At 48.1% G+C, this 13,275-nt stretch carries 17 protein-coding genes and 1 pseudogene; 11 read left to right on the top strand and 7 right to left on the bottom strand.

Features of this window, described 5'->3' with window-relative positions; genetic code table 11:
• Nucleotides 1-11: 11 nt before the first annotated feature.
• Nucleotides 12-224: a helix-turn-helix domain-containing protein gene (locus L9W92_RS02370; protein ID WP_117418225.1), complete on the bottom strand. Its 213-nt coding sequence runs from the start codon at nt 222-224 to the stop codon at nt 12-14.
• Nucleotides 225-521: 297 nt separating this feature from the next.
• Between L9W92_RS02370 and L9W92_RS02365 the strand changes: the two genes are divergently transcribed.
• The 10 genes and pseudogenes from L9W92_RS02365 to L9W92_RS02320 all read left to right on the top strand — a co-directional run bounded on the left by L9W92_RS02365 (nt 522) and on the right by L9W92_RS02320 (nt 8,353).
• Nucleotides 522-680 (top strand): hypothetical protein, encoded by a 159-nt coding sequence (locus L9W92_RS02365; RefSeq protein ID WP_170313502.1) that lies wholly within the window; start codon nt 522-524, stop codon nt 678-680.
• A 154-nt stretch (nt 681-834) separates the two neighbouring features.
• A complete protein-coding gene (locus L9W92_RS02360) occupies nt 835-1,287 on the top strand; it encodes a sigma-70 family RNA polymerase sigma factor (RefSeq protein ID WP_240082186.1) in 453 nt (150 codons plus the stop codon).
• Between the two features lie 650 nt (nt 1,288-1,937).
• Nucleotides 1,938-2,324 carry a type II toxin-antitoxin system PemK/MazF family toxin gene (locus L9W92_RS02355; RefSeq protein WP_240082185.1) on the top strand — a complete coding sequence of 129 codons (387 nt, stop codon included), beginning with the start codon at nt 1,938-1,940 and terminating at the stop codon, nt 2,322-2,324.
• Nucleotides 2,321-2,479 carry a hypothetical protein gene (locus tag L9W92_RS02350; RefSeq protein ID WP_240082184.1) on the top strand — a complete coding sequence of 53 codons (159 nt, stop codon included), beginning with the start codon at nt 2,321-2,323 and terminating at the stop codon, nt 2,477-2,479. Before L9W92_RS02355 ends, L9W92_RS02350 begins: the two co-directional genes overlap by 4 nt.
• Nucleotides 2,480-2,616: 137 nt before the next feature.
• A complete protein-coding gene (locus L9W92_RS02345) occupies nt 2,617-4,152 on the top strand; it encodes a recombinase family protein (RefSeq protein ID WP_240082183.1) in 1,536 nt (511 codons plus the stop codon).
• Between the two features lies 1 nt (nt 4,153).
• Nucleotides 4,154-5,041, top strand: coding sequence for a recombinase family protein (locus L9W92_RS02340; RefSeq protein ID WP_240082182.1), 888 nt, complete (start codon nt 4,154-4,156; stop codon nt 5,039-5,041).
• Complete coding sequence (locus L9W92_RS02335) at nt 5,023-6,642, top strand: recombinase family protein (protein ID WP_240082181.1); 1,620 nt, start codon at nt 5,023-5,025, stop codon at nt 6,640-6,642. The genes L9W92_RS02340 and L9W92_RS02335 overlap by 19 nt, the downstream gene beginning before the upstream one ends.
• Nucleotides 6,643-6,728: 86 nt before the next feature.
• Nucleotides 6,729-7,016, top strand: coding sequence for a DUF4314 domain-containing protein (locus L9W92_RS02330; protein WP_240082180.1), 288 nt, complete (start codon nt 6,729-6,731; stop codon nt 7,014-7,016).
• Nucleotides 7,013-7,369 (top strand): annotated as a pseudogene (locus tag L9W92_RS02325) (hypothetical protein); the annotation flags it as partial. The gene L9W92_RS02330 and the pseudogene L9W92_RS02325, both read left to right, overlap by 4 nt.
• A 117-nt stretch (nt 7,370-7,486) precedes the next feature.
• Entirely contained in the window at nt 7,487-8,353 is an 867-nt protein-coding gene (locus tag L9W92_RS02320; protein ID WP_240082178.1) for a DUF1016 N-terminal domain-containing protein, read from the top strand.
• A 698-nt stretch (nt 8,354-9,051) separates the two neighbouring features.
• Here L9W92_RS02320 and L9W92_RS02315 read toward each other — a convergent pair.
• Nucleotides 9,052-9,618, bottom strand: coding sequence for a flavin reductase family protein (locus L9W92_RS02315; protein WP_240082177.1), 567 nt, complete (start codon nt 9,616-9,618; stop codon nt 9,052-9,054).
• A gap of 569 nt (nt 9,619-10,187) precedes the next feature.
• Between L9W92_RS02315 and L9W92_RS02310 the strand changes: the two genes are divergently transcribed.
• Nucleotides 10,188-10,394, top strand: a complete 207-nt coding sequence (locus tag L9W92_RS02310; protein ID WP_240082176.1) for a hypothetical protein — start codon at nt 10,188-10,190, stop codon at nt 10,392-10,394.
• Between the two features lie 37 nt (nt 10,395-10,431).
• Here the strand turns inward: L9W92_RS02310 and L9W92_RS02305 are convergent, their stop codons facing one another.
• From L9W92_RS02305 to L9W92_RS02285, 5 genes are all read right to left on the bottom strand, one after another.
• Nucleotides 10,432-10,857, bottom strand: a complete 426-nt coding sequence (locus tag L9W92_RS02305; RefSeq protein WP_502687945.1) for a dual OB domain-containing protein — start codon at nt 10,855-10,857, stop codon at nt 10,432-10,434.
• A 72-nt stretch (nt 10,858-10,929) separates the two neighbouring features.
• Nucleotides 10,930-11,187: a hypothetical protein gene (locus tag L9W92_RS02300; protein WP_240082174.1), complete on the bottom strand. Its 258-nt coding sequence runs from the start codon at nt 11,185-11,187 to the stop codon at nt 10,930-10,932.
• Complete coding sequence (locus L9W92_RS02295; protein WP_240082173.1) at nt 11,184-11,984, bottom strand: ExeA family protein; 801 nt, start codon at nt 11,982-11,984, stop codon at nt 11,184-11,186. The genes L9W92_RS02300 and L9W92_RS02295 overlap by 4 nt, the downstream gene beginning before the upstream one ends.
• Complete coding sequence (locus L9W92_RS02290; RefSeq protein WP_240082172.1) at nt 11,977-12,408, bottom strand: Mu transposase C-terminal domain-containing protein; 432 nt, start codon at nt 12,406-12,408, stop codon at nt 11,977-11,979. Before L9W92_RS02290 ends, L9W92_RS02295 begins: the two co-directional genes overlap by 8 nt.
• 448 nt (nt 12,409-12,856) lie before the next feature.
• Nucleotides 12,857-13,275 (bottom strand): IS91 family transposase (locus L9W92_RS02285; RefSeq protein ID WP_240082171.1); only part of this gene is annotated, 419 nt, incomplete at its 5' end.

Raw genomic sequence — 13,275 nt, 5'->3', positions numbered from 1 at the left:
TGAACTGTATCCTATTTATTTTCTTCATCAATGTAATCGACGATATCTCCAATATTACACCTGAGAGCCTTACATATGCGCGCCAAAACGTCCATGCTGACCGGCAGTTCTTTGCCTAACTTTGCCATAGTAGTTGTAGTTAAGCCCGTCATAGCCATCAAATCTTTTTTCATCATTTTTCTATCTATCAGTATTTTCCATAGCTTGTTGTAGCTGAACGCCATAATATCTCCTCCAAAGAGCTTTGCCCTCAAATAGCCTATTTGGAATATTTTATCACGTTTTGAGACTGATATCAAGGTTAACTTGATTAACGCTGATATTGGCTTTACATATTTAGACTTCATGCATGAACTTGGTACAATATTAAAAATTCGCTACTCACACTCTACCGGAAAGCTATTCCCACACCTCCAAGCTTGTCCCATAAATTAGTATGCTGTTATTGCGTAAGGCGATAACAGCTTTTGCTTTATATGCCTGAACACTCACAAATCAGTCGAGGGGAGGGAAGTATTTCTATGACCGAAGTAAGAAACCTGAATAAAAAACGCATCGGCGATATGAGCAGCGATCAACGTCTGTTTGAAATTCAGATAAAAGATTGCGTTACTCGCATCACCGTAAATACCGATGGCACGTTGAACATAACGCATGATCGTGTAAAACCTGTAGCATAACCGTACCTCAGTAATAAAAATGAAATCCGCCAGAACGCAAGACGGCAGTGCGGAACTTCCTGCAAAGGAGGTTCTCCTGCCGTCTTGTTTCGTTTATGCGGATTCGATGGCTCCGGCGGATTTCAAAAATTTGAAATTCAAAGGAGCAGATTTTATGAAAAGCATCAAAAGAGACACTCAGCATCAGAGGGAGATCAAGAAAAAATACCAAATCAAGGTGCAGGGTCAGCTTGTGCCGGTCAGCGAAGAAGTCTATGTTACCTATCACCGCATGAAGCGCCGTGAAACCTATCTGGAGGAAAGGGATACGGCACACGGTGTCTTTTATTACAGCACCATGGATACGACAGAAACCACAGGCGAGGATGGGATTCCGGACCTTATTTCTCCCCGTGTGGAGGATGTGGTCGTGGACAAGTTCATAGCGGAAAAGCTCCACCGATGCCTCGCACAGCTTTCTAAGGAGGAGCAGGCTTTAATCTTTGCCCTGTACTTTCAGGGAAAATCTCAGTCGGAATTGGAACGGGAAACCGGTATCAAGCAACAAACTATCAGCTACCGTGAACGACAGATTCGGCTGAAGCTCAAAAAAATGATAGAAAAGTAAAAATATTTTTTGTAGACCCCCTCACGAAATCGGCTTAGTAGTGAGGGGGTTTTTCTATTCACCCCCATTGCTCTTTGAAAATTTCATATCCGACGACCTGAATACGTTAGCTGACGGACCCCAAAAGGGAAAGCGACTCCGGAGGATGCGCCAAGACCACCTGTAGGACGGCGATGAGAACATGAAAGCAACCATATTATTTTTATTCTGTTCATGGTTTCTCATTTTCCCACCTATCAAAGACGGCCAAATAAGGTGCAAAGCGGTACCCATCCGTCCGAAAAGCAGGCTGTGGCAGCCTGTTTCGCAATGATCCCGTCAGCCTATATTGATACTTCTGTCCAGTCACAGCCCCCACAAGACATGGGGACCACGCAATGAGGGCAGCCAGCGGAGATCCCGGTGGAGGTGAGATTCCTATGATGCGGTGAAGCCAGCCGCAGTTCAGGCCGTCGCCTTTTGAGCTCTTATAAACCAGAGCTCTGCGTGCTTGGGGAGTAGTGTCGAATTAAGCACAGCGAGAAGAATCTTAATGTTAGAAGCAATGGAGATCGCCCTGCCTGTAAAGGCTCTCACAACAAAGCAGATCATACAGGGCGGTCTCTATTTTTGTGCCATTAAGAATATGGGCATAGGAAAGAGGTGTGTATTTGAAACAGTTCCATAATACCATTTTACGAGGCGACATCTACTACGCGGATTTAAATCCAACGGTCGGCTCGGAACAAGGCGGTGTAAGGCCCCTTATCATTCTGCAAAATAACGTCGGAAACCGCCACAGCCCCACCGTGATTGCCGCTGCCATTACAGCGAAGCCGAAAAAGCCGCTCCCCACCCATGCAAGCATCGGTCATGCCTGCGGCCGCCTGAAGGAATCCTTTGTGCTTTTGGAGCAGATACGCACCATCGACCGCAGCAGGCTGCGGGAATATGTCGGCAGGCTGGATGAACAGGAAATGAAAAAAATTGACGAGGCACTGGCAATCAGCGTCGGTCTGGCTCCAGTGCCTATTCTATCAGGGAGGGAAACGCCATGACAAACGCACAGGTATCCGATAATCTGATGTACGCTGCCGCCCTGCAGCAGCTCACACGTCTTGCGGCCGCCAAGAACATGACAGAACAGGAAATTGAAAGGATTAAAAAAGACTTGGAACGCAGGCTGCGACCCACCATCATCGCACTATGCTGAGTCGCGGAATTGTTTTCTGAATATTATCAACGATTCGGTAGCTATATGCTGGGAGGTGTGGTAGTGTATGTCGTTGAAAGGAGGGAAAAAAGATGTATCAACCCAATTCAACATCGGCGGAAGCGCCCAAAATCACATTGATACAGGCGCGAAAGCCGGAAACGGCAAAGCTCCGTGTGGCGGCATATGCCCGTGTGAGCAGCGACTCGGAGGATCAGCAGAATTCCTACATCGCACAGGTGGATTATTACACCCGGCATATCGCAGCACAGGAGAGCTGGGAGCTGGCGGACATTTATGCTGACGAGGGCATCTCCGGTCTTGTGGCAAGCAAGCGGGATGAATTCAACCGCATGATTCAAGACTGCAGGGACGGAAAGATTGACCGCGTCCTCGTCAAATCCATATCCCGCTTCGCAAGGAACACCAAGGAATACATCCAGTATGTGCGGGAGCTTTTACGGCTGGGCATCTCCATCCACTTTGAGAAAGAAAACATCGACACCGGCAAAATGACGTCGGAGCAGATCGCCACCATCTATGGCGCTTTTTCACAGATGGAGTCACAGAACCACTCAAACAATATGCGCATCAGCGTCCGCATCCGTATGGAAAAGGGCGACTACCTCTCGCCGTCCGAGCCTTATGGCTATCGACTGGAGGGGCGCACCCTGATGATTATCCCCGAACAGGCCGAGGTAGTGCGCCGCATTTATGCCGCTTATCTCAGCGGTCAGGGAAAGAGTGACATCGCAGACGATCTGAACAAGGCAGACGTCCCCCGCACCAAGGGGCGAACCGTCTGGCACCCAAGCACAGTGGCGTACATCCTCACCAACATCGCCTACACCGGAAATATGCTCTGGCAAAAGAGCTTCGCCACCAACGAAATCCCGTTCCGGCAGGTGCGCAACAAGGGTGAAAAGCCAAAATATTTTGTAGAGAACTGCCATGAGGCGATTATTTCCAAGGAGGACTTTCAGCGGGTGCAGGCACTGATGGAAAGCCGACGGAGACAGACAAACGGAACGGTTTCCTCCGCACTGCTGGCAAAGAAAATCCGCTGTGAAGGCTGCGGTACTCTGTTCCGCAGAAAAATCGTCAACGAAAAGGTCTACTGGACTTGCCGGAGGCATGACCGTGATAAAAACCTTTGTCCCACCTCACAGATACCGGAGGAACAGATTGTCACGGCAATCCTCCGTATGTACCACAAGCTGAAACGGTATCGTACACAAATCCTGTCCCCGGTCTTAACCCAGCTGACCGAGCTTCGGGAAAAGGAGCTTCGCTCCAACCGCAGAATCAATGATATTGACAAAGAAATTGCCCAGCTCACCGAGCAGAATCTCGTTCTTGTTCGACTCAAGTCGAAGGGATACGTAGATTCTGCTCTTTATTTATCCCAAATCGGCGAAATCGACTTTAAGCTCCGAGAGCTGCGCCGTCAACGTCGCCGCATCATGGAGGCCAACGGCGAGGACAGTCAGATCAAAGCCACCCAAGCCATGCTGGATTATCTGGAGGACAGCCCTGACTATCTGGAGGAACTCACGGAGGAAGTATTTGAGATGCTGGTGGAGAACATCACCATCTCATCGGAAACCGAGATGAATATCAGCCTTCACAATGGCTTGATACTAAAAGAAACCATGGAAAGGACGGTGCGGTAATATGGCATGGCAGAGAAAAATCCCCTTCGGGTACACCATGAAAAAGGGAGAGATACAATGCAGCCCCACAGAATCAGCGGCGGTCAAAGAGATTTTCAGGCTTTATGCGGACGGCATGGCCTACAGCAAAATTGCCGCTGAAATGATGCGCCGGGGGCTTCGTTACCACAGCCACACGACTGAATGGAACAAGCACATGGTTAAACGCATCATTGAAAACGAACGCTATCTTGGGGAAAAGGAATATCCCCCCATCCTTGAGCCGGAAGCCTTTCTGCAGGCCCAGCTTGTCAGGGGAGAAAAGAATGCCTATACACCCTGCCCGGACTACATCAAGCCCATCCGTGAAAAGGCGGTCTGCGGCGTGTGCGGCGGCAGGATGATCCGCGATACCAGAGCTGGGGGAAAGCCCCGCTGGTACTGCGAAAAGGAGGGCTGTACCAACCGCCGTTACATAGAGGACGAGGACATCCGCACAGCCCTATCCGAAAGGCTGGATGTGCTGGCGCAGACCCCGAACCTCTTAGAATGGTCCCTGCCGCAAAATACAAATGAGCCGACGCTGGAGGCGGTACGCATCCAGAACGAGGTCATCCGGGAGCTGAACAAAGCGGAGCCGGGACCGGAGTACACCAAAATGCTGATACTGGCCTGTGCCGCCGAGCAATACAGCGGACTGCCTGATTCTATGCCTTATTATCAGATGCAGAGACTGAAGGAAAAAATCCTCACACAATCTATCAATGCGGAACTTCTCAGAGAGCTTTTCACAACCGCAGTGCAGGAAATCCAATTTACCGCCCACGGCGGTCTCCGCTTGCGGCTCATCAACGGAAAATCCCTTGAAGCAGATGGAAAGGAGGATGCAAAGTGCCCGAAAGCGCAGTGAGAAAAGTCACGGTGATTCCCGCAGATCCCAAGCACAACCAGAAAGATATCCGCAAACAGCGCCTGCGGGTAGCGCCCTACTGCCGCGTTTCCACCAACTCTGAGGAACAGCTCGACAGTTATCAGGCGCAGATTGAATATTACACTGAAAAAATCACCGCCCAGCAGGAGTGGACCATGGTGGATATGTTTGCGGACGAGGGCAAAACCGCAACCTCCACCAAAAAGCGCAAGGATTTCCTGCGGATGATTAAAGCCTGCGAAAAGGGCAAGGTGGATCTGATTATCACTAAATCGGTGTCCCGGTTCTGCCGGAATACACTGGACGGCTTGGATTATGTCCGCAGGCTCAAGCGGATGGGCGTAGGTGTCTTCTTTGAAAAGGAAAATGTCAACACCCTCTACATGGACAATGAAATGATCCTCACCTTTATGATGAGCCAGGCACAGGCCGAGAGCGAGTCCATGAGCGGCAACATCCGCTGGGGACACCGCAAAAATTTCAAGGACGGCAAGGTTTACTTTCACTATGCCGGATTTTTAGGCTACCGCAGGGGCGAGAACAATCTGCCTGAAATCGACCCGGAGGAAGCGGAAATCGTCCGCAGGATTTTTTCACGGTATCTGATTGGACACAGCGTAGCCAAAATCATCGCAGACCTTGAGGCGGACGGCATCAAAACGGCGCGGGGGCATAAAAAGTGGAATGACGGCGTGATACGGGGGATGCTTCGAAACGAGAAATACATGGGAGACGCCCTGCTCCAGAAAACCTACATCGCAGACCTTTTCACCCGACAGACCAAGAAAAACACCGGCGAACTCCCCCAATATTATGTGGAGAACAGCCATCCCGCCATCATTGACCGGCTGACCTTTCAGCGGGTGCAGGAAGAAATGGCACGGCGATCCAGCCTGAAAAAAGTCAGTACAGCCGCCAAGACCGAGCTTGCCAAATACAGCGGCAAATATGTGCTGACGGAGCTGTTATCCTGCGGGAACTGCGGCAGCCCTTACCGCAGAGTGACATGGACCAGACCGGAGGGTAAAAAAATTGTCTGGCGGTGCATCAACCGTCTGGAGAACGGTAAAAAGTTCTGCAAGGATGCCCCTACGCTGGAGGAAAGCCGGATTCACACTGCGGTGGTCAGTGCCATGAACGAAATGTTCAGCCAAAAGAGCTTGAAAGAGATTCTGCAGGACAGCATCCGAACAGCCCTTTTGCCGAAGAACGGCGAAACCAGCCTCGCAGCCATCGACAGCAGGCTGTCCCAACTGCGGGAACAGCAGTACCGGCTTCTCCAGCTTGCTGCCGCCGTGGGAGCGGATTCCCCCCAATACGATGAAGAACTGAAAAAGGTCAGTATGGAATTCTCCGCACTGGTGGCCAAACGGAGCGAGCTGGAGAAAAATCGGCAGGATACCGAACAGGCGGATGAACGGGCGGAGCAGCTTGCCGCCGAGCTGGAATCGGTGGACACCGGCATCGCCACCTTTGACGAGGTCACGGTGCGGCAGTTGATCAGTGCCATCACGGTACTCAGCGAAGAAAAACTGCTCATCCGTTTCAAGGACGGAACGGAGATTGAGCAGATCATATAAGGGCAACGGCAATCAGGTGCGGGGAAATATCCCGCGCCTGATTTTCTATATTGCATGGAACTGGCAGAAAATTTGAATCAGGAGGAATGAAAATGTTTTTTGATTATCAAAAAGCACAGCGGATGAAGGAGCGGTATCCCAGCGGAACCCGCATCCGCCTCGACAGTATGGATGATCCCTACGCCCCCATTGCGCCGGGTACGGAAGGGACGGTAAATTTTGTGGATGACATCGGCACGCTTCACTGCACCTTTGACAATGGACGCACCCTCGGTGTCGTTCCCGGCGAGGACGGCTTCTCAGTGCTTTCACGTCCGGCACCGTCTGAGCCGGAGGAAAGTCCTACTCAGCAGTTCGGCATGAAAATGGAATGAAGGGAGGCCATACCGTGAAACGAATTACGACAGATGAGCTTCGCGCCATGACAGACCGTGAAGGATTGATTCTTCAAGGCTGCGGCGGGGAGCTTTCAGAATGGGTAAACGGCATCAACGAGCTGCTGACACAGGAAGGTATCCTGCTAAACGGCGATACCTTCAAGGAGGTTTTCGCTTTTGAGCATGACGGCTGCACCAATCTGCTGTTTTCCGTGGAAAATGTGGATTTGCATATGGGAAAGCTCGCCATATGGCGTTTGCAGTCACACAGTGCCTTCGGCGGCACTTGGCTGAGTGATTATCTTCCCAACCGGCTGGGCGTTCATATGGATGAAGCAACTGCACAACAGGACGGCGGCCTTGAAATGAAACAAAGCTACTAACAATTCCAAGCATTTCACCGGCGGAGCTTGCTCTGCCGGGTACATAAAAAAACAGGCTCTCACGGAGCCGGAAAGGAGAAGTCTATGAAAGCATTGAAAAAGAACAGTGCCCTGTATCTGGAACAGGTTGCCTCTGCGGTAGCTGAATGCTATAAAAAAGACGAGAAGCCCTGCAATCGGGCACTGCTGGAGCTTTATACACGGATCGGTCAATGTATCTGCCGTCAGGGAGAAAAAGCATTTATCCCACATTTGGCTGAAATGCTTGCTGACCAATTTCCATCGCTGAAAGGCTTCTCTCTTCGTAATCTCCGCAGGATGCGTGATTTTTACCGCACTTATGAAAACAACCAGGTTCTTATGGAAAGGGCACAGTCCCTTGGCTGGACACAGAACGCCGTGATACTGGAATGCTGTGAAACCGATGAGCAGCGTTCGTTTTATATTGACCTTGCGGCAGAACGGAACCTTTCCAAGCTGGCGCTCATGAAAGTCATTCAGGAGGATGCCCTTGCTGAAGCTATGCATACAGAAAATTACGCCACGAATATGGAACCCAGCTTTGCCCCTGTAAGCGATAGCCGCATCGATGAAGCAGTAGACACTACTGCGTCCGTTGGAACGGTGTGTGAGCCGTTTGTGACAGCGTGTGAGCCTCCCCGCCAAGGGGATGCTCTGCACCGAAGCAATGACAGCAGCTACAGCAAAATCCTCGCAATGCTTCCGACCGACAGAAGAATGAAAAATATGCGAAAACATTCTTTTTTATGCTGGCGGGATTATCCGTTTCTTGAACGCTCTGTTTCATCAAAAATATTGGCGCAGAAACAAATCATCTATTTGAAGCCACCGCCCGACACAGTTCAGCCGAACAAGTTCCCGCCGTCTTTCAGCAGAAAGCAGAGCAGGAATGATCAATGTCGAGTACACCGACCGAAAACAGTCGCATGAATGTCTGAACACAACAGTGAAAAGCCTGAGGGTTTATGATATCATAAAATTGGTCATTGCCTGCGGAGAATCCGATTTATTTTGAGGACTGGATGCTCTTTTTTGAGAAAGATAAGAAATCTTTTTTCCACGGTGTCCACAAGAAAATCAAGGCCTTCGAAAACGGAGGCCTTTTATTTTTGCATTTTATCTAACATTTTATCCAACATTTTCATTTCTCTCTTTAATTAAAACCTAATTATCTATCAGTATCTGTAAACCCCTGAAAGCAACATTCTTACCCATTAACCGCTAAGGTGACAAGCCTAGTAACACAAACAAATATCCTGGCAGTATCGACAGGACGCTATCGTTAGTATCCAGAGTAAAAAAATAACCTTCGTTTAATTATTTACATCATCCTCGTGTGACAGCTGAGCACGTCGGGAAGCAGCGCGCCCGATAGGCGAAGCTGCCCCGGCATAGCGGCTGAGCGGAGCCGGCAGACCCCCAGAACCGGCCTAAGCTTGCCTTATCCCCGCCAGCCAAAGGGCCGGGCAACCGCCTGGCCTGAACTTCCTTACCTAAGAATGATGTTTGCAAAAATGTCTTAAGGGTAAGCGCCTTAACGGGTTTCCATAGTAAAATTAGTATCTGGTTATGTCGCATGAGCTTAAAATGCCAATTAACAATATTCTTACTGACATTATTTATATTTATCATATATTTTGTGATTTCTTATATTCTACACCTTCTTTAAACACATTCCCCACAGCCCGACCTAAATCAAAGTTACTGGCACCCATCATAATCATCGGATTGATTTTTAGTGGGTCAGGCTTGTCGTCTGTCAAGCATTGCTTATTTAGGTATGTAGAAACTATCTCCCCAAAGAACACTTCAAAGCCGCAAATAGGAATGCTATGAATGATCTTACAGAGAAAATTCAACGGACATTCGCTAATCATGGGAGCTTTTTCAAGTTCATCATAAAACGGAGTAAACACAATTGCCTTATCTGTTGTTTTTCCCGATACTATACCGCAATAATCTGTCATTTGAACCATATCTGCCGAGGGTACATTGATACTAAAATATCCATTTTCCTTAACCCCAATAGTTGTATAATGAGTGCTTTTTAATGAGATGTAAAACACTGGTTCCAGACACACCACACCAAATGCTCCAACGGTGGCATAGTTAGGTTTGCCATTTACATCGGCTCCGATAAGGACAGTTGGAGCAGGACTTACCATAGGATAATTTTTGATTTTTACTTTTTCCACATTAAAACCTCCCAAATTTTATTTTGCTTGGAAGCCAGCATTAAAAATATAATTGAAATCCCAAAAAAAGAATAGACTTTTTCTTTTTTGTGAGTTAAGCTACTGTTGTGGTATACCCCAAAGCCTATATGCCATTTTTTTAATTTTCATGGGCATCTATATAATTCGAAAAATAAGAAAGTCGATTATCCTTATCATAGGGAAAATCGGCTTTTTTTATTCTATAATTGTCTTAACATGGGTTTTCCAGCATTTTACTGCGACAGATCCTTATTGCGTATAAATAACAAAATGTGCCAGTTACGGTTGTTACAATTTGTAAGCTTCCTCGAACTGCACAAATCTTGACCATGTATGTATCAGCGCCTGATACCTTGGTGGGCAACCGCCCGCCATTATGTAAAACCGGCAACTGCCGGTCGAAGCGGAACTATCAGCACTAGACCTAGCGCGGCCGGCGCGGCAACAAACTCTGGAGCCTGGCATGGGCAGCAACCAGTACCCGCTAGCGGCGGGCTCAAAAAAATATTTTTTACCCAGAGTCCAGGGCTAAACTAAAAAATATTTTTTTGAGCGTACCCTTGACAGTTGCCCGGGAGGTTCACGGAGGCCGCGCCGACGGGGGCCGGAGCTGCAGTACAATGGAAGAAAAGGGAGGCGATTGTCTACACCGGCACAGCGAAGCACCCGGAGCCCCCGACCCCCATGATTGGGGTCGGGGGCTCCGGGTGCTGGGGGTTGAAGGACCACGGAGAATGACCCGGACAGGACCCTAGTGCTGGGCAGTCTGGCCGGGCTGGCTGACTTACAAAGTCAAGCCTTTAAGGCCAGCCAGGGCAGTCTGGTCTGCCCGACACCGACAGTGTCGGCACCAGCGGGTTTATAATGCTTTTTATCTGTATACATATCCCGTAAACTCACAACAAGCAAGCAATTTTCACGATAATTATAATTTCCATCTGGATATTGTAGATATATATTTTCGAACTCAGTATCTGTTATGCTCACATACCAATAACGGATTCCGCTATAATTAAAGCTCATTGTTACCTTTTTCTTTCCATTATCAGACCATTGTTTCACATGTACACAAATATCTTCTGGTGAAATCAGAATGAGTGAGTACCTATCTGCCTTATTTAAGCTTTTTAAATAAGCACCTTCAATAGATTTATCAGCATCATAAAAGAGAAAAGTGTTAATACTCCCGCAAAATGTCCAGAAATAGCTGGTGTTAATTGTCCCTAATCTGCCGGATAAACTGACCGAAAAAGAAAGTCGGTCAGTCTGTCCGTCAGATGGTAAGAAAACTTACCTGTCCATCGCCTTAAATGTTAAAATATCCTCTCTGGCTTCATGGAGCTTTTCCTTAAAGACCAATTTGAACCAGGCTGTTCTGTTGCGGGTGGGCGGATACTGCTTAAGCTTATCGTAAACCTTGCAAACAGCTTCAATCATTTCGCTTGGCGCATAACCGAACTCCTCCGCCAACTGAGTGGCTAAGGGCAGCAAATCGTAAAAGCCGGTGTGGATAAAGTAATCTTCCAAGCTTAATAAAGGCCTGCTCATGACAGTTCCCCCTCAATCACCCGTTTCACCATCCGGTCATCGATGATACGGTGTCCGTTTTGAGCGCCATACATCAAGGCGTGGGTACATACTTTGTTAATCAGTCTGGCGGTTCCGCTGGAAAAGCGGTAGATGTCATCAACGGCCTGGTCGGAAAAGATATCCTGGGTGGCGCCGGCATAAGCCAAATGCTGCCTGATGTAGGCACCTGCTTCAGCGCGGTCATAGTAGTTCAGCTTGCACTGAAGATCAATCCGCTGGCGAATCGCGGCATAAGACTGTAATTGCAGCCGGTCCCAGAGTTCTGTCTGCCCTACCAGAATAAGGGCCATCGGGCTTTGGGCATCCATATTCATGTTCAGGAGAAAGCGGACTTCCTCCAGCATCTCTTTATCCAAAAGATGGGCTTCATCTACGACCACAACCGGCTGCTGGTGGTGAACCACCTGCATCAGTTCCACTTCCCGGTGCAGCTGACGCTTGGCATCGCCCCGGTAAAATTTCGCTTCATGTCCGAGCTGCTCTAAGATTCCTTTGTAAAAATGACGCGGGGTAAGCCTGGAGTCGGAGATATAGAGCACTTTAAATTTGGCGGGGTTTAAGATTTCAGCATAACAGCGGATAGTGGTCGTTTTGCCTGTCCCGCAGTCTCCGGTAATTACCGCAAACCATCTGCGTTCGGCCGCGTACTCAAGTCTGCCCAGGGTTTCCTCCAAGACAGCCGATTTATATAAATATTCAGTGGGAATATCCCTGGAAAACGGAACCTTATTTAAGTTGTAAAAGGATTCAAACATGACGGCCATCCTCCTTTCCTACACTGCGAAAGGAGATCGCCTGGTTTTGACGGTTTTGTCTTTCTTTATTCCTAGATGCAGCGGCAGTAAGCAGTCGAGAAGAATCCGCGGGCTTTCTTTGCAAATACTCCGGTAATCCCGAACGTTTGCCGACACGTTCACCGATGGTTAGTTCTTTCGCTTTAAAAGGGGTATAGCCCTCATATTCGATCGTAAGCTCGGAAATATCCGCCGGGTCATAAACGACATCCACTGTGCAGCCAATGAAGCTTAAGCCCGCTTCATATTTTTTGCTCATAAAGTTAATACGACCGGACTTATCCACTTTACGGGATTCACAGTGTAAAAAAGCATTAGCCAAAACATGGGGTTCGATAAACATAAGGGGATGGCTGTCACTGTGAAAGGCGGCTTCCGGGCTCATATTGCTTTTCAGAGCAGTGTGCGGCTTATTCTGGTAGCATTCAGAAAGCCAGATTTGGAATAATTCATTCAGTCTTTCTAATGTTTGCGGTTTCTCCAGAGCAGATTCCCGTAAGAAGGAATCGACAGTTTGGTTAAACTTTTCAACCTTGCCGGTATTATGTAGAGCTCTACATAATGAATAGTAAATTATCCAAAGTCAATAAAACAAAAAATAGCTCTACGAAAACGTGAGCTGACTTTGGATAATTTCATTGGACGAAAGCGCTGACGCTAGTTTCTATGGGGAAATTAAAAAATTCATCTTACGATTGAATGACAAATATTGATATAGCAAGGCCGTTCATGCGCAAGGTGGTTTCAAAGGAATAACAATTACAAACAAATGCACAGAGATTCCCCCTCCCCCAATAAAGAGGCATTTGATAAGTCCTATGCGGTTTCTACCTTTAGGGGGAAGCCCTGACGAGATGTCCGACCCCGCAGCAAGGACATAATGTAACATCCCTGCCAGTCAATAGATTTAAAAGTTCAATCGTAGACAGCCTGTCTTTTGGAAATTCATTCACGAGCGTATTTGTAAGCTTTTTGCACAGTCGTAGTTTTGTTGATTTATTAACCGAACTCAACAGACCATAATGCCGGATTTTGGTAAAACCGTCAGGCAGCACGTGGATAAGAAAACGTCGGATAAATTCATCGGCAGCCAGGTTCATATGTTTTTGTTTATTGCCATCCCTGTAGTCACGCCACTTGAATGTGACAGTTCCGTTTTCCAGCTTCAAAATGCGGTTGTTGGAAATGGCAACACGATGGGTATATCTTCCGAGATATTCAACCACACGGCCAGCGTTTTTGAATGGCGGCT

Origin of the sequence: Pelotomaculum terephthalicicum JT, assembly GCF_022410535.1 — a bacterium.
Classification (GTDB): Bacteria; Bacillota; Desulfotomaculia; order Desulfotomaculales; family Pelotomaculaceae; genus Pelotomaculum_D; species Pelotomaculum_D terephthalicicum.
Note: the sequence above shows the minus strand (reverse complement) of the source record. Positions and strands in the feature narration are given on the sequence as shown.